The 20313-nt window shown below is 66.6% G+C and carries 19 protein-coding genes; 15 read left to right on the top strand and 4 right to left on the bottom strand.

The window, feature by feature from the left end; translation table 11 throughout:
• Nucleotides 1-8 precede the first annotated feature (8 nt).
• A complete protein-coding gene (locus AC1Q6E_RS08340) occupies nucleotides 9-653 on the top strand; it encodes a VTT domain-containing protein (RefSeq protein ID WP_152796463.1) in 645 nt (214 codons plus the stop codon).
• Nucleotides 654-906: 253 nt separating this feature from the next.
• Here the strand turns inward: AC1Q6E_RS08340 and AC1Q6E_RS08335 are convergent, their stop codons facing one another.
• Entirely contained in the window at nucleotides 907-2343 is a 1437-nt protein-coding gene (locus tag AC1Q6E_RS08335) for an N-acetylmuramoyl-L-alanine amidase (protein WP_152796461.1), read from the bottom strand.
• Nucleotides 2307-2783, bottom strand: a complete 477-nt coding sequence (gene tsaE / locus AC1Q6E_RS08330; RefSeq protein WP_492572548.1) for a tRNA (adenosine(37)-N6)-threonylcarbamoyltransferase complex ATPase subunit type 1 TsaE — start codon at nucleotides 2781-2783, stop codon at nucleotides 2307-2309. Before tsaE ends, AC1Q6E_RS08335 begins: the two co-directional genes overlap by 37 nt.
• A 47-nt stretch (nucleotides 2784-2830) precedes the next feature.
• On the opposite strand from tsaE, the gene queG reads away from it, so the two are divergent.
• Entirely contained in the window at nucleotides 2831-3937 is a 1107-nt protein-coding gene (queG, locus tag AC1Q6E_RS08325; protein ID WP_152796457.1) for a tRNA epoxyqueuosine(34) reductase QueG, read from the top strand.
• A gap of 294 nt (nucleotides 3938-4231) precedes the next feature.
• Nucleotides 4232-5164 carry a tripartite tricarboxylate transporter substrate binding protein BugE gene (locus tag AC1Q6E_RS08320; RefSeq protein WP_492572635.1) on the top strand — a complete coding sequence of 311 codons (933 nt, stop codon included), beginning with the start codon at nucleotides 4232-4234 and terminating at the stop codon, nucleotides 5162-5164.
• Nucleotides 5165-5322: 158 nt separating this feature from the next.
• Here AC1Q6E_RS08320 and AC1Q6E_RS08315 read toward each other — a convergent pair whose 3' ends face one another.
• A complete protein-coding gene (locus tag AC1Q6E_RS08315) occupies nucleotides 5323-5769 on the bottom strand; it encodes a DUF2214 family protein (RefSeq protein ID WP_152796453.1) in 447 nt (148 codons plus the stop codon).
• 124 nt (nucleotides 5770-5893) lie between these two features.
• On the opposite strand from AC1Q6E_RS08315, the gene AC1Q6E_RS08310 reads away from it, so the two are divergent.
• The 4 genes from AC1Q6E_RS08310 to plsY all read left to right on the top strand — a co-directional run bounded on the left by AC1Q6E_RS08310 (nucleotide 5894) and on the right by plsY (nucleotide 8814).
• Nucleotides 5894-6610 (top strand): TetR/AcrR family transcriptional regulator, encoded by a 717-nt coding sequence (locus AC1Q6E_RS08310; RefSeq protein ID WP_492572547.1) that lies wholly within the window; start codon nucleotides 5894-5896, stop codon nucleotides 6608-6610.
• 86 nt (nucleotides 6611-6696) lie between these two features.
• The gene (gene xerD / locus AC1Q6E_RS08305; protein ID WP_492572634.1) at nucleotides 6697-7551 is read left to right on the top strand and encodes a site-specific tyrosine recombinase XerD; all 855 of its coding nucleotides are present in this window, start codon (nucleotides 6697-6699) and stop codon (nucleotides 7549-7551) included.
• 19 nt (nucleotides 7552-7570) lie between these two features.
• Nucleotides 7571-8056, top strand: a complete 486-nt coding sequence (ybaK, locus tag AC1Q6E_RS08300) for a Cys-tRNA(Pro) deacylase (RefSeq protein ID WP_152796447.1) — start codon at nucleotides 7571-7573, stop codon at nucleotides 8054-8056.
• A 125-nt stretch (nucleotides 8057-8181) separates the two neighbouring features.
• The gene (gene plsY / locus AC1Q6E_RS08295; RefSeq protein ID WP_152796445.1) at nucleotides 8182-8814 is read left to right on the top strand and encodes a glycerol-3-phosphate 1-O-acyltransferase PlsY; all 633 of its coding nucleotides are present in this window, start codon (nucleotides 8182-8184) and stop codon (nucleotides 8812-8814) included.
• A gap of 112 nt (nucleotides 8815-8926) precedes the next feature.
• Here the strand turns inward: plsY and tsaD are convergent, their stop codons facing one another.
• On the bottom strand, nucleotides 8927-9946 hold the full coding sequence (tsaD, locus tag AC1Q6E_RS08290; RefSeq protein ID WP_492572546.1) for a tRNA (adenosine(37)-N6)-threonylcarbamoyltransferase complex transferase subunit TsaD: 1020 nt from the start codon (nucleotides 9944-9946) through the stop codon (nucleotides 8927-8929).
• A gap of 147 nt (nucleotides 9947-10093) precedes the next feature.
• Here tsaD and rpsU point away from each other — a divergent pair, with 147 nt between their 5' ends.
• The 8 genes from rpsU to AC1Q6E_RS08250 all read left to right on the top strand — a co-directional run bounded on the left by rpsU (nucleotide 10094) and on the right by AC1Q6E_RS08250 (nucleotide 20311).
• On the top strand, nucleotides 10094-10306 hold the full coding sequence (rpsU, locus tag AC1Q6E_RS08285) for a 30S ribosomal protein S21 (RefSeq protein WP_087782307.1): 213 nt from the start codon (nucleotides 10094-10096) through the stop codon (nucleotides 10304-10306).
• Between the two features lie 169 nt (nucleotides 10307-10475).
• A complete protein-coding gene (locus tag AC1Q6E_RS08280; protein WP_152796441.1) occupies nucleotides 10476-10937 on the top strand; it encodes a GatB/YqeY domain-containing protein in 462 nt (153 codons plus the stop codon).
• A 37-nt stretch (nucleotides 10938-10974) separates the two neighbouring features.
• Nucleotides 10975-12990 (top strand): DNA primase, encoded by a 2016-nt coding sequence (gene dnaG / locus AC1Q6E_RS08275; protein ID WP_492572545.1) that lies wholly within the window; start codon nucleotides 10975-10977, stop codon nucleotides 12988-12990.
• Nucleotides 12991-13264: 274 nt separating this feature from the next.
• On the top strand, nucleotides 13265-15643 hold the full coding sequence (gene rpoD, locus AC1Q6E_RS08270; protein WP_492572544.1) for an RNA polymerase sigma factor RpoD: 2379 nt from the start codon (nucleotides 13265-13267) through the stop codon (nucleotides 15641-15643).
• A 169-nt stretch (nucleotides 15644-15812) separates the two neighbouring features.
• The gene (locus tag AC1Q6E_RS08265) at nucleotides 15813-17390 is read left to right on the top strand and encodes an ABC transporter substrate-binding protein (protein WP_492572543.1); all 1578 of its coding nucleotides are present in this window, start codon (nucleotides 15813-15815) and stop codon (nucleotides 17388-17390) included.
• Nucleotides 17391-17425: 35 nt separating this feature from the next.
• The gene (locus AC1Q6E_RS08260; protein ID WP_296558937.1) at nucleotides 17426-17965 is read left to right on the top strand and encodes a cupin domain-containing protein; all 540 of its coding nucleotides are present in this window, start codon (nucleotides 17426-17428) and stop codon (nucleotides 17963-17965) included.
• 7 nt (nucleotides 17966-17972) lie between these two features.
• Complete coding sequence (locus tag AC1Q6E_RS08255) at nucleotides 17973-19376, top strand: amidase (RefSeq protein ID WP_492572542.1); 1404 nt, start codon at nucleotides 17973-17975, stop codon at nucleotides 19374-19376.
• Nucleotides 19370-20311 (top strand): ABC transporter permease, encoded by a 942-nt coding sequence (locus AC1Q6E_RS08250; RefSeq protein WP_152796433.1) that lies wholly within the window; start codon nucleotides 19370-19372, stop codon nucleotides 20309-20311. Before AC1Q6E_RS08255 ends, AC1Q6E_RS08250 begins: the two co-directional genes overlap by 7 nt.
• Nucleotides 20312-20313: the final 2 nt, after the last annotated feature.

Here is a 20313-nt window from a genome sequence, read left to right as displayed (position 1 = left end):
GGCTTCCCATGCTCGAATTCCTTCAGATGTTGATCCATATCGACCAGACCCTGGGCGTGTGGGTCGCGCACTATGGCGCCTGGATCTACCTCATCCTGTTCCTGATCGTCTTCGCCGAGACCGGTCTGGTCGTCCTGCCCTTCCTGCCGGGCGACTCGCTGCTGTTCATCGCCGGCGCCTTCGCCGCCACCGGCAGCATGCACCCCGGGCTGCTGATCGTGCTGCTGCTCATCGCGGCGGTCACGGGCAACACCGTCAACTACTACGTGGGCCGCTACATCGGTCCCCGCGTCTTCTCGCAGAACATCCGTTTCCTGGACCGCGCGGCCCTGATCAGGACCCACGCCTTCTACGAGAAACACGGTGGCAAGACCCTGATCATCGCCCGTTTCCTGCCCGTGGTCCGGACTTTCGCGCCCTTCGTCGCCGGCGTCGGCTACATGACCGTCGCCCGCTTCCAGTTCTTCAACATCATCGGCGCGCTGCTGTGGGTGCTCTTGCTCGTCCTGGCCGGCTACTTCTTCGGCAACCTGCCCCTGGTGCGCGAACACCTGAACACCATCGTCCTGATAGGCCTGGCCGCCGCCATCGTCCCGGTCGTACTGGGCGGCCTATGGAAGTTGATAGGCGGGCTGCGATCGAAACGCGCCTGAAAAACGAAACGGCCTCACACGAGGCCGTTTTCTTGTAAAAACCCCCACCCCCAGGCGGCCTTTGGCCGCTTCCCCTCAATGGGGCGGCGCTGGCGGACCGGCAAAGCCGGATCCGCGGCGCCCAGGATCAAAGCAAGAACGCGGTGCTCCGCACCGAGATATCCCCACCCAGACCCAGGATGCGGTGGATCCGGCTCCGCCGGTCCACCCGCATCGCCCCCTGGGGGGCGCGCGAAGCGCGTAGGGGGGGGCTCTACGTCAGTTTGTTCTTCGACAGCGGCGGGTTCTTCGCGAAATAGCGCTGGATGCCCTGCATGATGGCGGTGGCCATGCTGCTCTGGTAGGACACGTCCGACAGGCGTTTTTCCTCTTCCGGATTGCTGATGAACGCGGTCTCGACCAGGATGGACGGGATGTCGGGCGCTTTCAGCACGGCGAAGCCGGCCTGTTCGACGCGTGGCTTGTGCAGGCGGTTGATGTTGGACAGTTCGTCCAGCACCGCGCGGCCGAGCTTGAGCGAATCGTTGATCTGGGCCGTGGTCGACAGGTCCAGCAGCACGCGGGCGATCTGCTTGTCGTGCGAGCCGATGTTGACGCCGCCGATCAGGTCCGAGGCGTTTTCCTTGGCCGCCAGCCAGCGCGCCGCGCTGCTGCTGGCCCCGCTTTCCGATAGCGCGAACACCGACGAACCGCGTGCGTCCGGCTTGATCCAGGCGTCGGCGTGCACCGAGACGAACAGGTCCGCCTGCACGCGCCGAGCCTTGGCGACGCGCACGTGCAGCGGCACGAAGTAGTCGCCGTCGCGGGTAAGCATGGCGCGCATGTTGGGTTGCTGGTCGATCATGGCCTTGAGGCCGCGGGCGATCCTCAGCACGACGTCTTTTTCCCGCGTGCCGCCGCGTCCGATGGCGCCCGGGTCCTCGCCGCCGTGGCCGGGGTCCAGCGCCACCGTGATCATGCGCGCGACGGCCTGCGCGGGATCGGAGCGGCGGCGGATGGCGGGCGCCTCGGGCGCCGCTTCCGGGATGGGCGCGCCGTTGGCGCTCGCGCCGGTGCCGGGCGCGGGGATGTTGTCGCGCTCGGATTGCAGGTTGTCCAGGATCTGCGCCATCGGGTCGTCGCCGCCCTTGTTCGCCAGCGCGAGCAGGGGATCCTGGGCCGCCTTGGGATACAGGTCGAGCACGAGGCGGTGCTTGTACTCGCCCACGGGCTTGAGGCTGAAGACCTGGGGAATGGTTTCCTGCTTCAGGTCGAGCACCAGCCGTACGACGTTCGGGCGGTTCTGTCCCACGCGCAGGCTGGCGATGTAGGGGTCGTCCGGCCGGACCTTGGATACCAGGTCGCGCAAGGTGGCGTTCATTTCGACGCCTTCGATATCCAGGACCACCCGGTCCGGATTGTTCAGCACGAAATGCTCGGTCTTGAGTTCGGTATCCAGTTCCAGCGTCAGCCGGGTGTAGTCGGGGGCGGGCCACAGGCGCACCGCCACCAGTTCGGCGGCCCGGCTGGCCGTCGGGACCAGGGGCACCACCAGCGTGGCGGCCAGGCCGGCCACCAGCCGCCGGCGGGAGATGCCGCGCGGCGCCAGCACTCCCTGGGCCTGGGCGTAGGACACGGCGGGGGAGCCGGCCGCCGGATGGTCGGGATCGGGTTCTAGCCCATCGCGTCGGGAAAAAGTGTGTTCAGCCATGCCTGCCCTTTTGCGGTGTGGGCATTGAGCGTCACCCCGCGTCCTGCGCCTTCATAAGACAGCGCAATGTCCAGGTCCGGGACCGGGAGCGCGCCGCCTGCGCGTTCCGCCCATTCGATGAGCACGAGGGCGTCATCGCGCAGGGCATCCCGGAATCCGGCGTCGAGCCACTCGCGTGGATCGGTAAAACGATAAAAATCAAAGTGATAGCAGTATAAGTTCGAAACTTTGTAAGGTTCAACTAGCGTGAACGTCGGACTTTTGATTCGACCTGTAACGCCGACTCCTCGCAACAGTGCCCGGGCGAAGCTGGTTTTGCCCGCGCCGAGGTCGCCGTGGAGGTGGATGCGGCCCCCCGTGGCGACCAGCGGAGCCATCCGGGCGGCCAGGTTTTCGGTGGCGGATTCGTCGGGCAGGTAGAGATGGCGGGAGTCGGACATGGCGGCTGGAAAGGCAGGGTTCATGGGCAATGGGCTACCATGACAGTATGTCAGCGTCGCCCCCGTTTGCCCCCGTTTCCACCCCGGCCGGCCCCGATCTGGCCGCGCTGGCCGAGACCATACGCGGCTGGGGACGGGAGTTGGGTTTTTCCGCGGTGGGGTTCGCCGATCTCGACCTGGAGGCGGCGGGACAGCGGCTGGCTGCCTGGGTGGCCGAGGGCATGCATGGCGAGATGGATTATATGGAGCGCCACCTGCCGCTGCGGCAGGATCCAGCCCAATTGGTCCCGGGAGCCCGGTCCGCCATCATGGTGCGGATGGACTACGCGCCGCTGGACGGGCCCGCGCTGGCGGCGCGCCAGCGCCAGGCGCTGGAGGCGGGCGACCGGGCGGTCGTCGCCACCTACGCGCTGGGCCGGGACTACCACAAGGTGCTGCGGCAGCGCCTGCAGCGGCTGGCGGACCGCATCGCCGCGCATGTCGGCGCCTTCGGCTACCGCGTCTTCACCGATTCGGCGCCGGTCATGGAAGTGGAGCTGGCGCGCAAGGCCGGACTGGGGTGGCGTGGCAAACACACGCTGTTGCTGTCGCGCGACGGAAGCTGGTTTTTCCTGGGCGAAATCCTGACCGACCTGCCCCTGCCCGCCGACAGCCTGGAGACGCCGCACTGCGGACAATGCCGCCGCTGCATCGACGCCTGTCCGACCGGCGCCATCGTGGCGCCCTACGTCGTGGACGCCCGGCGCTGCATCTCCTACCTGACCATCGAGCTCAAGGGCAGCATCCCCGAGGCGCTGCGGCCGGCCATCGGCACGCGTGTGTACGGTTGCGACGATTGCCAGACCGCCTGTCCGTGGAACAAATACGCGCGGGCCTGCGCCGAGGGGGATTTCGCGCCCCGCCACGGGCTGGACACGGCGTCGCTGCTCGACCTGTTCGCCTGGACCGAGCGGGACTTCGACGAGCGCACCCAGGGCAGCGCGATCCGCCGCATCGGCTACGAGCGGTGGTTGCGGAACCTGGCGGTGGCGCTGGGCAACGCGCCGGCTTCGGCCGAGGCGCGCGCGGCGCTGGACGAGCGGGCCGATCATCCCAGCGAGCTGGTCCGGGAGCACGTGCGCTGGGCGCTGGCGCGCCAGGCGGCCGGCGCGTGAGCGGAGCGCCGTGAGTCAGCGGCAGGGAAAGAGGGCGAGCCGCCAGGAGTTGGGGAAAACGAGAGGTGCCGCACGGACGGCGTGTCAAACGTGTTTGCTATTCTTTTGCGCAGGCCCGCTTGAGCCATGAGGTCAAGCCCCGGATAAGAAAGGAGCCGCATCGAGACCGGCGCGAATACGCATCCGCTTCGTCGCGGCCTGGGCCTATTCCGTGAAGGACCATCCAAAAGAGGAGTACGCATGAAAGCAGCAAGAATCGCCGCTTCGCTGGCGGGGCTGACCGTTTCCGCCACCATGCTCGCCGTGCCCGGCACGGCCGCCGCCCAGTCCTATCCGAACAAGCCGGTCCGCGTCATCGTGCCGTTCGCGCCGGGCGGCTCGACGGACATCATCGCCCGGCTCGTGGGCGAGCGCATGGGCCGTGAACTCGGCCAACCCTTCGTGATCGAGAACCGTGGTGGTGGCGGCGGCGCCATCGGCGCGGGCGAGGCCGCGCGCGCCGCGCCGGACGGCTACGTCCTGAGCATCGCCACCGTCTCGACGATGGCCATCAATCCCGCCTGCAATCCCAAGCTGGGCTACGACCCGCTCAAGGACTTCCAGCCCGTCACCAACTTCGCCCACACGGCCAACGTGCTGGCCATCAATCCCAAGGTCCCGGCCAACGACTTCAAATCCTTCCTGGAACTGGCCAAGAAAGAGCCCGGCAAGCTCTCGTTCGCGACGTCCGGCACTTGCAGCATCAACCACTTCCTGGGTGAACTCTTCCAGTTGGGAACGGGCGCCAAGATCGTGCACATCCCCTATCGCGGCTCGGGACCGGCCATCGCCGACGTGATCGGCGGCCAGGTGCAGATGTTGTTCGACAACCTGCCTTCGTCCATGCCCAACATTCAGGCCGGCAAGCTCAAGGCCCTGGCGGTCGCGTGGGACAAGCGGGTGGATGGCTTGCCCGACGTGCCCACGTTCAAGGAACTGGGCCTGCCGTTGATGAACGACCCGGCCTGGTACGGCCTGCTGGCTCCCGCCGGTACGCCCGCCGACATCGTCAACAAGCTGCGCGACGCCGCGGTGAAGGTGCTGTCCGATCCGCAGGTAAGGGACACCCTGGCCAAGCAGGGCGCCGCCCCGGTCGGCAACACGCCCGCCGAGTTCCGCGTCGAGATCGAGAAGGAGTTGAACAAGGCGAAGGACGTGGTGAAGAAGCAAAACATAAAACTGGAATAAGGTCTCCCCAAGCGCTTCGGCCGCTCCCCCTCAAGGGGGCGGTGCTGGCGGACCGGCAAAGCCGGATCCGCGGCACCCCGGGTCCGGACCGTCCAGGAAAGGCAACGGCCTCGCTTTTTTAAGCGGGGCCGTTTGTCTTGATGGGCTTTTCCTGGCGGCTACAGGCCTCTGGCCATGGCGGCGGCCAGGATGGGGAGGGCGAGCCAGCCGAGGAACTGGAGGCGGATGGCCTGGCGGACCCTGCCGATGTCGGCGGGCGATGGTTGGAAGGCGGCGTTGTGGCGGGCTTGCTGGCGCCAGCGCAGATAGTTGAGGGTGGGCAGGGCGGAGATGGCGCCCACGGCCAGGAAGACCGCGATCTTGGCCCAGAAGACGGGGTTGTCCAGGTAGAAGGCCGCGCCCTTGGGGCCCCAGGCGACACGCGCCGCGCCGATGGCCAGGATCAGCATGGCCAGGCTGCCGTACCAGGCATCGGTCTTGCCGAGCAAGGCCAGCGGTATGGCGGGTCGGGACGGGTTGAGGAGCGCCCATTGCATGGCCAGCGCCGCGGCCATGCCCAGGAAGCAGAGGTGGTGCATCCAGGCAAGAATGAAGTCGGCGATCATGGTCTTGACGATGTCTAGATGGGGGAAGCGCTACGATAGCTTTCGATGTTTACACTGTCAAGAAAAATCCAGGCGGGCGGGCCGTCAATTTGACGGCGTAAAGATTTCTTTGCGAAGATGAGGCATGCGAGCTGATCTTCCCCCGGGCGGCAAGCGCCCCCGTCGCGCCATTGCCCGTCAGGCGGGCTCCTACCACCACGGCGATTTGCGCCAGGCGTTGCTCGACGCGGCGCGGTCCCTGCTCGACGAGCGCGGCCTCGAAGGCTTCACGCTGCGCGAATGCGCGCGCCGCGCCGGGGTGTCGCACGCGGCGCCCGCGCATCATTTCGGCGATGCCGCCGGACTGCTGACGGCGTTCGCAGTCTCGGGCTTCCAGCAGTTGTCGGCCATGATGCAGGCCTATCGCGACAAGGCGCCCGCGGCGCCGGAAGCACAACTGCGGGCCGTGGGCCTGGCCTACATCGATTTCGCCATCGGCCATCGGGCCCAATTCCAATTGATGTTCCGCTACGACCGGTTGTTGCCCGGCGATGCCGAGCTGGAGCGGGCGGGCAGCGAGGCCGCCGGCCACTTGTCCGCCACCCTTTCAGGCGCGTTGGCAGAACGAGGGCTGGACGGGCGGGGCGAGGATTTCGAGCGCCGGTTGTTGCTGGCCTGGTCGGCGGTCCATGGTTTCGCGACGCTGCTGCTCGAAGGCCGACTGGACGGCTGGCGCGGCCGGCAATCCGTCCCGGTGTTCGCGTCCCGGGCCGGGGATGACGTGCTGGCTGTCCTGGAGGTGGCGTTGCTTGCCGTGCCACCGGCCGGTCCGCGGCGGCGGGCCCGGGGACGCGCGGCATGAATGCGGCGCGGGATGGCCGGACCAAGTCCAGGCAGGGGGTGGTCCGGCCGGGCGACGATCCCGGCGTCGCGGCATTCCTCGAAGCCATGTGGCTGGAGGACGGGCTGTCCGACAACACCCTGCGCGCCTATCGCCAGGACTTGTCGGCCTTCGACGCCTGGCTGAAAGAGAAGCGCGCCTCGGTCCTGGACCGGGCCCACGCGCACGATATCGAGGCCTGGTTCGCGGCGGTCCATCATCACAGCAAGGCCACCACGGCCAACCGGCGGCTGGCGACGCTGCGCCGCTATTTCCAATGGGCGCTGCGGCTGCATCGGGTGGACTCCGACCCCTGCCTGACGCTGCGTGCCGCCAAGCAGCCGCCGCGCCTGCCCAAGACGCTATCCGAGGCCCAGGTCGAAGCCCTGCTGGGCGCGCCGGATCTCGACACCGATCTGGGGCTGCGCGATCGCGCCATGCTGGAAACGCTGTACGCGACGGGCCTGCGCGTGTCCGAACTCGTCGACCTGAAATCCCTCGACGTCGGTTTGAACGAGGGCGTGGTGCGCGTGGTCATGGGCAAGGGCGGCAAGGACAGGCTCGTGCCGCTGGGGGCGGAAGCGGCGCACTGGATCACGCGCTACCTGGAGGCGTCGCGCCCGGCGCTGATCGGGGGCAAGGTCAGCGATGCGCTGTTCGTGACCGCCCGCGCCGCCGCCATGACCCGGCAGAGCTTCTGGCTCATCGTCAAGAAGTACGCGGTACGGGCCGGCATACGCGCGGCCCTGTCGCCGCACGTGCTGCGGCACGCCTTCGCCACCCATTTGCTCAATCATGGCGCCGACCTGAGAGTGGTGCAGATGCTGCTGGGACACGCCGACATTTCCACCACGCAGATCTACACGCACATCGCGCGCGAGCGGCTTAAACTACTGCACGAGCGGCATCACCCGCGAGGCTGACGCTGCCGGACTCCTCATCATGAGCAAAGCCAGACACGTTTCAGAAACTCCCGCCACGCAATTCCTGCGCAAGCACGGCGTTGCCTTCACCGAACATGCCTACGAGTACGTCGAACACGGCGGTACTTCCGAATCGGCGCGGCAATTGGGCGAGGACGAGCATGCCGTGATCAAGACCCTGATCATGGAGGACGAGTCCGCCAGGCCGCTGGTCATCCTGATGCACGGGGACCGGGAAGTGTCGACCAAGAACCTGGCGCGGCAGATCGGCGTCAAGAAGGTGGCGCCCTGCAAGCCGGAAGTGGCCCAGCGCCACTCGGGCTACATGGTCGGCGGTACCTCGCCCTTCGGTACCCGCAAGGCCATGCCGGTGTACGTGGAAGGCAGCGTGCTGGAACTGCCGCGCATACTCGTCAACGGCGGCCGCCGGGGCTACCTCGTGGGCATCGATCCGCGCGAACTCGTCCGCCTGCTGCAGGCCGTTCCGGTTGCCGCCGCGCTGTGATGGGCGAGGGGGCGATGGATTTCGTGCGCCTGCAGCGGGACAGTGTCTTGCCCAACCGGTAGAATCGCCGGCTGTCATGCCATCGTCACCGTGACGTGGCCACATAGGCCCAAGGTTCCCCATCCATGATCACCGTCGCCGCCGCCGTCATCGCCTATCTGATCGGTTCCATCTCGTTCGCCGTCGTCGTGAGCCGGGTGATGGGACTCGACGATCCGCGCACCTATGGTTCCGGCAACCCGGGCGCCACGAACGTGCTGCGCTCCGGCAGCAAGGCCGCCGCGGTCCTGACGCTGGTCGGCGATGCCTTCAAGGGATGGGTGGCGGTGTGGCTGGCCCAGGTCTATGCGTATCGCCTCGGCTTTGGCGAGGCCACGATCGCGGTGGTGGCCCTGGCGGTGTTCCTGGGCCACCTGTACCCGGTGTTCTTCCGCTTCAAGGGGGGCAAGGGCGTGGCGACCGCGCTGGGCGTGCTGCTGGGCCTGCAACCCTGGCTGGGCGTGGCCACGCTGGCGACCTGGGTGATCGTGGCGCTGTTCTTCCGCTATTCGTCGCTGGCCGCCATCGTCGCGGCCATCTTCGCGCCCATCTACTACGTGTTCGGCCATGGCGTGGCCTGGACCGCCGACTCCAGGATCGGCACGGCCATCGGGCTGATGGCGCTGATGCTGCTCTATCGTCACCGGCAGAATATTTCCAAGCTGCTCGCAGGCAAGGAAAGCAAGCTCGGGAAGAAGAGTCCCCCCCCTACGCGCTGACGCGCCCCCCCCCAGGGGGCGATGCGGGTGGACCGGCGGAGCCGGATCCACCGCATCCTGGGTCTAGTACGGTTATCTTGGGTTGTGGCAGCGGGGCTTCGTTGGCTGCCAGCTAGGCAGCGCCCAATGGCCACCGGGGTTGCACGGTGAAGCTCGTGTGGCGTTCGCCGGGGTCGGCCAGGCCGGCTTGCAGGCGCAGGGCGCCGGCGAAGGCGATCATGGCGCCGTTGTCGGTGCACAGCTCCAGCGGCGGGAAGAAGGCCTGCGCGCGCAGGCGCGCGAGATGTGTGGCCAGGCGTTCGCGCAGCAGCCGGTTGGCGCCCACGCCGCCCGCGACGACGAGGCGTTTCAGCCCGGTGGCTTCGAGGGCCTTGGCGGCTTTGGCGACCAGCACCGAGACAATGGCATCCTGCGTGGCCGCGGCCAGGTCGGCGCGTGCCTGCGCGTCGTCGGGAGCCAGGGTTTTCATGCGGGTCAGCACCGCGGTCTTCAGGCCGCTGAAGCTGAAGTCCAGGTCGGGGCTGTGCAGTTTCGGGCGGGGCAGGTCGAAGCGGTCGGCGCGGCCGGACTCGGCCAGCCGGGACAACGCCGGCCCGCCGGGATATCCCAGGCCCAGCAGCTTCGCGGTCTTGTCGAAAGCCTCGCCGGCGGCATCGTCCAGGGTTTCGCCCAGCAACTCGTAGCGCCCCACGCCGTCCACCCGCATGAGCTGGGTGTGCCCGCCGGAAACCAGCAGCGCGACGAAGGGGAATTCGGGCCGTGGCGTTGCCAGCAGCGGCGACAGCAGGTGGCCTTCCAGGTGATGGATGGCGATGGAGGGCAGGTCGCGCGCCCAGGCGATGGCCTGGGCCACGCTGGCTCCCACCAGCAGGGCGCCGGCCAGGCCGGGGCCGGCGGTGTAAGCCACGGCGTCCACGTCGTCCAGGGTCAGGCCGGCGTCGTTCAAGGCCTGCCGGGTCAGGGGCAGTACCCGCCGCACGTGATCGCGGGAGGCCAGCTCCGGCACCACGCCCCCATAGGCCTGGTGCATGTCGACCTGCGAATACAGCGCATGGGCCAGCAGGCCGCGTTCGGCGCTGACGACGGCGACGCCGGTTTCGTCGCAGGAGCTTTCGAAGCCGAGGACAATCATTGAAAAATGCGCGTGAACGCGATTATGATCAGAGTTAACCCTAGCGGCAGTGTAGCACCGAGGCTGCGGAAGGGGTGGCAATATGGAAAAGGATCTGCTATATTGGCAGGCTTGATCAACCCCTAGCAACCCCGAGGCAATCGTTACATGCCGACAATTCGCGTTAAAGAAAATGAGCCGTTTGAGGTCGCCCTGCGTCGTTTCAAGCGCACCATTGAAAAGACTGGCTTGCTGACCGAACTGCGCTCGCGCGAGTTTTACGAAAAGCCCACGGCCGAGCGCAAGCGCAAGCATGCCGCCGCCGTCAAGCGCCACTACAAGCGCATTCGCAGCCAGCAACTGCCCAAGCGCCTGTACTGATTGCTGCCGCGCCCTGGGCGCGGCATAAGCTTTCCAGTCGTTTCGCCAAGTTGTTGTCAGAGCCGCTACGGCACGAGCCGGAGCGGCTTTTGGCGTTTTTGCCGTTATCCTAGTCCTGGCTCGCGTCTCCCGTGGCGCCCGGCTTCTTCTCTAATCGCGGAATCTCCCCATGAGCGCAGATACTCTCAAAGCCCGCCTGTCCGATGAAATCAAGAGCGCGATGCGCGCCAAGGCGACCGAGCGTCTCGGGACCCTGAGGCTGCTGTCGGCAGCGGTCAAGCAGAAGGAAGTCGACGAGCGCCGCGAGCTGGGGGATGCCGAGATCGTCGCCATCGTCGAGAAGCAGGTGAAGCAGCGCCGCGAATCGATCACCTCGTTCGAGCAGGCCGGCCGGACCGAATCGGCCGAGCAGGAGCGCGCGGAAATGGCGGTCCTCCAGGAGTTCCTGCCGCAGGCGGCTCCCCAGGAGGAAGTCGAGGCGGTGGTCGCGGCCGCCGTGGCCGAGGTTTCGGCGCAGGGTGTCACTGGCGGCGCGGCCATGGGCAAGGTGATGGGGCTGGTCAAGCCCAGGCTGGCGGGGCGCGCGGACATGGCCGAAGTGTCCAAGCTGATCAAGGCCCGTCTGGGTTGAGCCGGCGGTCCGTGCATTTCCTTTTCGCGCCGCGCGCATGATCCCCGAGTCATTCATCCAGGATCTGCTGGCCCGGGTCGACATCGTCGATGTCGTGGGCCAGCATGTGCAGTTGCGCAAGGGTGGGGCCAACCTGCTGGGATTGTGTCCCTTCCACGGAGAAAAATCGCCCTCCTTCACGGTCAGCCCCACCAAGCAGTTCTATCATTGCTTCGGCTGCGGCGCCCATGGCACGGCCATCCGCTTCCTGATGGAGCACACGGGCGCCGGCTTTCCCGAGGCGGTGCGTTCGCTGGCCGGCATGGTGGGCATGCAGGTGCCCGAGGAAGAGCGCAGCCCCCGCCAGCGGGCGGCGCGGCAGCAGCGCGAAGCCGTGGTGTCACGCCACAGTCAGGTGCTGGAAACCGCGAATACCTGGTACCGGCAGCAGTTGCGCGGCGCCGGCGCCGCCGTGGCCTACCTGAAGGGGCGTGGCGTGTCCGGCGAGATCGCCGCCCGTTTCGGGTTGGGCTGGGCCGGCGGCGAGCGCCAGGGGTTGTCCGCGGTCCTGCCTGGCTACGACGATCCGCTGCTGGTCGAGGCCGGGCTGGTCATCCTGAGCGAAGATGGCCGACGTTACGATCGCTTTCGCGAACGCGTCACCTTTCCCATCCGGAATGCCCGGGGCCACCTGATCGGCTTCGGCGGCCGCATCATTGGCAAGGGCGAGCCGAAATACCTCAATTCACCCGAAACCCCCATCTTCTCCAAGGGGTCCGAGCTGTACGGACTCTGGGAGGCGCGCCAGGCGATCCGCAAGGAAGGCATGGTGGTGGTGGTCGAGGGTTACATGGATGTCGTGGCGCTGGCGCAGCTCGGGATCGAGTGCGGGGTGGCCACGCTGGGCACGGCGACCACGGCCGTGCACGTGCAGAAGCTGCTGCGCGCCAGCGACAGCGTGATCTTCAGCTTCGATGGCGACAAGGCCGGGCGCAAGGCGGCCTGGCGCGCGCTGGAGGCCTGCCTGCCGCTGCTGCGCGACGATATTTCGATCCGCTTTCTTTTTCTGCCTGACGAGCACGATCCGGATTCATACGTGCGCGAATTCGGCGCCGAGCGTTTTCGCAAGGCCTTGCGCGAGGCGATGCCCTTGTCGCAGTTCATGTTGGGCGAGCTGGTCGAGCGGCATCAGATGGACGAGGCCGAGGGCAGGGCGCGCTGCGTGCACGATGCCAAGCCGCTGCTGCAAGCCATGCCTGCCGGTGCGCTGCGCATGCAGGTGCTGCGGGAGTTGGCGCAGCTGACCCGCCTGACCACGGAAGAACTGGCCCAGTTGGTCCCCCTGCAGGACGTGCCCAGCGGCCCGCTGGTGCAGACGCCGGCCCAGATGCGGGGAACTTCCCCGGCGCCGGTTCGCTCAGAGTCTAATAATGGCGTGCAGGACAGTGCCGACGCTCCCGGTTGGGTGCCCGACCACGAACCGCCTGACGACCATTTCTACGAACCTGCCCCGGATTTTCGCGATCGGCCCGCCGGGCCGGCCGCAGGCGGCGGGTTCCGGTCGGGACGCTTCAAGAGCGGGCGTTTCCGGGACCGCGATGGCCGCTACGGCGACGAGCGGGCGCAGGGCTATACGGGCCCGCGGGCCAGGGTGACGCCGATAGCGGGGCGCTTGCTTCAGTTGCTGCTGACACATCCTGGCCTGGTCCGGCATATGGGCGAGGATGCCGAGCGCTTGCTGGAGGCCAACCAAGGGTACGAGTCGGTCAAGGCGCTGCTGGCGCTGGTGCGCGAGACCGGTGCCCAGCATGCGGGCGCGCTGTTGCAGGCTGCCGAGGGCAGCGACCTGTCGCAGACTCTTGTAATGGCGTCGACGGCCACTATCTATGAAGAAGAGTTGCCGGACCCCGACGCGGAACTGCACGATGCGTTGCGCATGGTGGCCTTGCATGCCGCGATCGCCGAACAGCAGCAATTGGCCGTTTCCGGCCTGAAGGATGCGCAGGACAAGATTCGCTACCTCGACTTGACCGAAAGAATCTTAGAGTTGAAGAAGCCGAGAGTGGTAGAATAGAGGGTTTACCGTAGGTCTGATCGGGAGTATTTTTTCCCGCTTTCTGGTATGGATTTTGCTTTGCGCGATCTTTTGCCAGGGACCTTAGCCGGATGCGTGGGGGCGCGGCGGTTGCCGTGCGCCCACCCGGACACAAATATATGCAGTAGCAGGCCGATGTTGTATGCCGCGTGTACCCGGCGGCGGCCGAGATCGGTGCATAGGTGCCGACCCGCGGGTTGGGGGCTGGAGCAATCCGGCCACCGGATGAAATATTAGGAGTGGTTGACCGACCATGGCGAAAACGACAGGCAAGACGCTGACTGTAAACAAATCCAAAGCCGAAGGGCAAGACGCGGCCAAGGAAAAGGCTGCGTCCAAGACGGCGGCCGCCAGCGGCGTCAAGGTGACGGTCAAGTCGGCTGGCAGGGCCCGCACCAAGTTGCTGGACCCGCAAGCCGCGGCCCAGGCGGCCGATGCCGATTTCGATGCCGTGACGGCCGAGCCGACCGAGAAGGCCAAGCCGGCCGCCAAGGCTGCGAAGAAGGCCACCAAGGCGGCTTCCAAGACAGCCGCCAAGACCGCGACGGCCGCCGACAAGAAAAACGCCGAGAAGAAGCTGGCCGAGTTGCTGGCCAAGCCTCCAGGCCGCCGGCCCGGCCGTCCGCCCAAGGACGCCAAGCCGGCTGATGCTTCCTCCGGCGGCGATTTCGACGACGTGGGCGATGGCGATGGTGATGCCGAGCCGATTCCCGAGATCAAGATCCCCAAGGGCCGGGGCAAGCGCGGCAAGGCCGATCCCAAGGACCTGATCGCCCGCGGGCCGGTGACGCCCGAGGAATACGAGGCGCGCCGCAATCGCCTGAAGTTGCTGATCAAGCTCGGCAAGGATCGCGGCTACCTGACCTATGGCGAAATCAACGACCATCTGCCTGATGACCTGGTCGACGCCGAGGCCATCGACGGCATCATCAGCACGTTCAACGACATGGGCATCTCGGTCTACGACCAGGCGCCCGATGCCGAGACCCTGCTGCTGAACGAGAACGCCCCGGTCGCCTCGTCCGACGACGATGCCGAGGAAGAGGCGGAAGCCGCGCTGTCCACGGTCGATTCCGATTTTGGCCGCACCACCGATCCCGTGCGCATGTACATGCGCGAGATGGGCTCGGTCGAACTCTTGACCCGCGAAGGGGAAATCGAGATCGCCAAGCGCATCGAGGACGGCCTCAAGCACATGGTGATGGCGATCTCCGCCTGCCCGACCACGATCAACGAGATCCTGGAAAATGCAGATCGCGTCCGCGCGTCCGAGATCCAGATCGACGAGATCGTCGATGGCCTGATCGACCCCAACGATGGCGAGGAATATGCCGGTTCGGGCGTCACCTCGTCGTCCGACGATGACGATGAAGAGGGCGACGACGCTCCCGCCGGCGGCATGAGCAGCAAGCAGGTCGAAGAGCTGCGCGTGAAGTCGCTGGAGAAGTTCGACAACGTCAAGCGCTGGTTCGACAGGATGCGCCAGGCCTACGAGCGCGAAGGCTACAAGTCGGAAGCCTACATGACCGCCCAGGAAACCATCCTGGAAGAGATGATGGGCATCCGCTTCACCGCGAAAATGGTCGAGCGCCTGGCCGACACGCTGCGCGCGCAGGTCGAGGAGGTCCGCAAGCTCGAGCGCGCGATCATGCAGATCTGTGTGGACCGTGCCGCCATGCCGCGGACGCACTTCATCAAGGCCTTCCCGGGGCATGAAACCAACCTGGAATGGGTGCTTGGAGAAGTCAACGCCGCCCACGATTATTCCGAGACGCTGTCGCGCCAGATCCCGGCCATCCAGGAACTGCAGCAGAAGCTGATCGACCTGCAGGCCCGCGTCGTGCTGCCGCTCAAGGACCTGAAGGACGTCAACAAGCAGATGGCCACCGGCGAGGCCAAGGCCCGCAAGGCCAAGCGCGAGATGACCGAGGCCAACCTGCGCCTGGTGATCTCGATCGCGAAGAAGTACACGAACCGCGGCCTGCAGTTCCTGGACCTGATCCAGGAAGGCAACATCGGCCTGATGAAGGCGGTGGACAAGTTCGAATACCGTCGCGGCTACAAGTTCTCGACCTATGCCACGTGGTGGATCCGGCAGGCCATCACCCGTTCGATCGCCGATCAGGCGCGCACCATCCGCATTCCGGTGCACATGATCGAAACGATCAACAAGATGAACCGGATCAGCCGCCAGATCCTGCAGGAAACCGGCGCCGAGCCGGATCCCGCCACCCTGGCGCAGAAGATGGACATGCCGGAGGACAAGATCCGCAAGATCCTGAAGATCGCCAAGGAACCGATCTCGATGGAGACCCCCATCGGCGACGACGACGATTCGCACCTGGGCGATTTCATCGAGGACACGGCGACGCTGGCGCCCTCGGATGCGGCGCTGCATGGTTCGATGCGCAACGTCGTGAAGGAAGTGCTGGATTCGCTGACGCCGCGCGAGGCCAAGGTGCTGCGCATGCGTTTCGGTATCGAGATGAGCACCGACCAGACGCTGGAAGAAGTAGGCAAGCAGTTTGACGTGACGCGCGAGCGTATTCGTCAGATAGAAGCCAAGGCGCTGCGCAAGCTGCGTCACCCCAGCAGGGCGGACAAGCTCAAGAGCTTCCTGGAAGGTCAGTAGAAACCCTTGTAGTACCGCCCGCCAAGAGAAATCCCTGCCCGCGCCCAGGCGCCGGCAGGGATTTTTTTTCTTCCATTATCAACCAACCGGATGGTTGACTCATGGGGAATTGTGCGTATCATTGGCGCGTATCCAAGGGGTGTTTCAAGCCAAAGCGGAGTGCGTTGCCATGAAACTCGAAAGATTGTTCGCGATCGTGATCTGCTTCTCGATGCTCGCTGTCGGGATGCGGGATGTGCCCGCGCAGGAGGGGCGGAAAGTACTGCGTGTCATCAGCGGCGACGTGACCGAGCTGGATCCCACCCAGGGCAGCAACCGGGTGTCGCGTGTCTATTCGCAAATGGTCTTCGACACGCTGTTCGCGCTCGATGGCAAGCTGGTCGCGAAGCCGATGATGGTGGAGAAGTACACCGTCAGCAGCGACGGCCTGACGCGGGACTACACGCTGCGCCCTAACCTGAAGTTCCACGACGGATCGCCGGTGACCGCGCGCGACGTGGTGGCCTCGGTGAAGCGCTGGGCCGACAACACGGCCATCGGGGCGCAGCTCAAGTCGCGACTGTCGTCCCTGGCGGCCGTCAGCGACCGCGACTTCCGGCTGGTCCTGAAGGAACCGTTCGGGTTCGTGGAGTTCCTGCTGGCCGGAGCGGGTTCGCCCATTCCGGGCATCATGCGGGAGAAGGATGCGGCGCGCCCCTACAACACGCCGATGCCGCTTCCCGTGGTCGGTTCGGGGCCGTTCAAGTTCGTCGATGCCGAGCGGGTGGAAGGCAGCCGGGTGGTATTCGCGCGCAATGCCGACTACCTGTCCCGCGGCGAGCCGGCCGATGGCCTGGCGGGGGGGCGGGTCGTCAAGGTCGATCAGGTCCGCTGGATCATCATGCCGGACGCGACGACGGCGTCGAACGCCCTGGCGGCGGGCGAGGCCGACCTGTGGGCCGAGGCGGACCCGGACCAGATCGCGTTCCTGAGGCAGCGGGGGCTCAAGCTCAGTCCCAATGGGCTGCCCTTCGTCGAGTTCGTGCGGCCCAATTTCCAGCTTCCGCCGTTCAACGACGTCAGGGCGCGCCAGGCGCTGGCGCTGCTGATCGACCAGGACGAAATCATGCCCGCCGTGGCGGGGGACGCGGACTGGAAGCCATGCCATTCGTTCAGCGTCTGCGGCACCGCCTTCGGTACGGAAGCGGGATCCAAGCCGTTCCTCAAGCAGAACGTACAACGGGCCAGGAGCCTGCTGACCGAGGCGGGGTACAAGGGCGAGACGATCGTGTTGCTGAGCCTGCCGGCCGGTCCGAACATGGCCGTCGCGCAAGTGCTGGCCCAGCGCCTGAAGGAAGCAGGCGTCAAGGTCGATCTCCAGGTGACCGATCTTCCCACGCTCCTGCAACGCATCCGGGCCAAGGGCCAGCCTCCGGGCAAGGGCGGCTATCACCTGTTTCCGTACAACGCCACCGGCAGCATCTGGTTCCACCCGTTGACGAACGCCGCGCTCGACATGTCCTGCGGCGGGCACAACTGGCCCGGCTTTCCCTGCGACGAGGCCGGAGAGCGCCTGCGCCAGCGTGTCCTGCGGGCCTTGACCCCCGCCGAGCAGCAGCAGGCGTTCGAAGTCCTGCAAGAGCACATGTGGCAATTCCTGCCCTACGTGCCGGTGGGGCAGTGGGATGTCGTCAGCGCCTATCGGCCCAACGTCACCGGCCTGCTGTCCGCGTACGTCCAGCCCTATTGGAACGTCGAGAAGCGGTGAGCGCGTCCGGAAGGATCATTCCCTAGGAGAAGTCCATGCAGAGTCGTCAGGTAAGTCCCGAGGAAATGCGAAAAAGGGTGGCCGTCTTCAGCGAGCTCCAGGCCAGCGCCATGCCGCTGATCGACGCGGCCAGGCCCGAGTTCCAGCGCGAGCTCCTGAGCATCATCGGCCAGGGCGTGGCCGAGGATGGCGCCATCGTTCCACCCATCACGGATGTCGAGGGCTTTCATCTGTCCATCGTCCGGGTCGAGGCGGGGAAAGGCAGCGCGCTCCACAAGCATCGGACCGTGGAGGTGTTCATGCCCCTGAACGGCCGGTTCTCGGTGCAATGGGGGGACCACGGCGAGCACGAGATCTTCCTCGACCAGTATGACGTCATCTCGCTTCCGGTCGGGGTATTGCGCGGATTCCGCAACGAGAGCCCCGGCCAGGCCTTGCTGCTGGTCATCATCGGCGGCGACGACCCGGGCAGCGTCGAATGGATAGACGAGGTGATGGACGCGGCGCGCCGCCAAGGCTTCGGCCTGGACGAACGAGGCAAGATCACCACCCGTTCCGTGAGCGAGGGAGGCTGAGCCGGCCATGCGACAGGACGAGCTTTGCGGATGCTCCGCGACGCGCCTGGCGGCGCTGATTGCCGCGCGCCAGGTTTCGCCGGTCGAGGTCATCGGCGCGGTGCTCGATCGCATCGATCGAGCCAATCCGCGGGTCAACGCGTTCGCGCTGGTCTTGCGGGAAGAGGCGGAAAGGGCGGCCCGCGCGGCCGAGCAACGGGTGATGGCGGGCGCGGCGCTCGGCCCGCTGCACGGGGTGCCCGTGACGGTCAAGGACAATGTCGCGGTGGCCGGCGTGCCGCTGGGCAACGGATCCATCGCCGCGGCGCCGGCCATCCCGGCGAAGGACGCCGTGGCGGTCGAGCGGGCGCGGGCCGCGGGCGCGATCCTGGTCGGCAAGACGACCTTGCCCGAATTCGCGCACAAGATGGTGACCGAAAGCCTGGCGACCGGGGTGACGCGCAACCCCTGGAACCTGGACCATACGCCCGGGGGATCGAGCGGCGGGGCCGGAGCGGCCCTGGCCGCGGGCATGGGGCCGCTGGCGATCGCCACCGACGGCGGAGGATCCATTCGTTGTCCGTCGGCCTGGAATGGCGTGGTCGGCATGAAACCGACCCTGGGACGCGTGCCGATCGAGGCGGTGGCCGACGGCTTCGGGAATTTCGCCTACATCGGACCCATGGCACGGACCACGCAGGACGCGGCGCTGCTGCTGTCGGTGATGCAGGGGCCGTCCGCCGCCGATCCGTTCTCGACCAGGGGCGCGCCGCCCGCGTGGTCCGGCGAGATCCGTGGCCTGCGCATAGGCTGGATCGAGCACTTCGGCGAATATCGAACCGATCCGGAAGTGTTGCGGATCACGTCGGCCGCGGTGTCCCGTCTTTCGGATCGCGGGGCGTGTGTCGAGGGGCTGCGCGAGGCCTGCTTCGATGGCCTTTATCCCCTGTATGCGACGCTGGCCAGCACGCATCGCGCCGGGCGGTATGGGGCCCTTTTCGACGCCGCGCCGGACAAGATGACGCCCACGCTGCGCGCGGGTATCGCACAGGGACGCGGCTGGTCGGCCATCGAGTTCCTGGCTGCCAGCGACCGGCGCACCGCGCTTTTCCGGTCGGTGCAGGCAATTTTTGAACGTTTCGACGTGCTGGCCATGCCGACGACGACCGTCGCGGCGCCTCGGCTGGATGCCATCGATCCGGGGTATCCGGGGGCCTATCCGCACTGGGCGGCGGCGCTGCATCCGTTCAACCTGACGGGCCATCCCGCGCTTTCCACGCCGGTGGGGTTCACCGGGGCGGGGCTGCCCGTGGGGCTGCAACTGGTGGGGCCGTGGGACGCCGAACAGCGTCTCTTCATGCTGTCCCAGGCGCTGGAGCAGGACCTGGGCCTGTCGGGACGCATCGCGAACCCGGAGGATGCGCCATGCTAGGTTTCATCGTCCGCCGGATTCTGTCGACCCTGCCCGTCATGGGCGTGGTCGCGCTGCTGGTGTTCAGCCTGATGTACCTGGCGCCCGGCGATCCGGCATTGCTCATCGCCGGCGACCACGCCACCCAGGAGGAGCTGGACCGCATCCGGGTCTCCCTGGGCCTGGACGAACCGTTTCCCATCCGCTTCGCCACCTGGGTCTGGCAGCTTCTGCATGGGGCGCTGGGGACGTCGATCTTCACCAATCTGCCGGTGGGCACGTTGCTGCTGGAGCGCATGGAGCCGACCATCTCCCTGATGGCCGTGACCCTGGTCATCGCGACCAGCGTCGGCGTGCCGCTGGGGATCGCCGCGGCGGCCAAGGCGGACTCCTGGGTCGATCGCCTGGTCATGATGGGAGCCGTGTTCGGATTCTCCGTGCCGGTGTTCGTCCTGGGCTATGTGCTGGCCTACGTGTTCGGGCTGCAGATGGGAATCCTGCCGGTGCAGGGATACCGGGCATTCTCGGAGGGGCTGGGGCCGTGGCTGCGCAGCGTGCTGCTGCCTTCGTTCGCGCTCAGCGGCGTCTATATCGCCATCATCGCGCGCACGACGCGTGCCGCGCTGCTGGATGTCCTGCAACAGGGCTACATCCGCACCGCGCGCGCCAAGGGCGTGGGCCGGGTTCGCATCCTCTACGTCCATGCATTGAAGAATGCCGCCCTGCCCATCGTTACCGTCATCGGCATCGGCATGGCATTGCTGGTCAGCGGCGCGGTCGTGACCGAAAGCGTGTTCGCCATTCCCGGCCTGGGCCGGCTCACCGCCGATGCCATCCTGCGCCGCGACTACCCCGTCATCCAGGGCGTGGTGCTGTTGTTCTCGTTTACCTACGTGATGGTCAATCTGCTGATCGACCTCGTCTACATCCTGATCGATCCGAGGGTACGGCTGTGAAT

It is taken from the genome of Pigmentiphaga sp. MLSB6-MA01 (assembly GCF_058793475.1).
The sequence above is the reverse complement of the archived record's forward strand: the minus strand, read 5'-3'. Positions and strand labels throughout refer to the sequence as shown.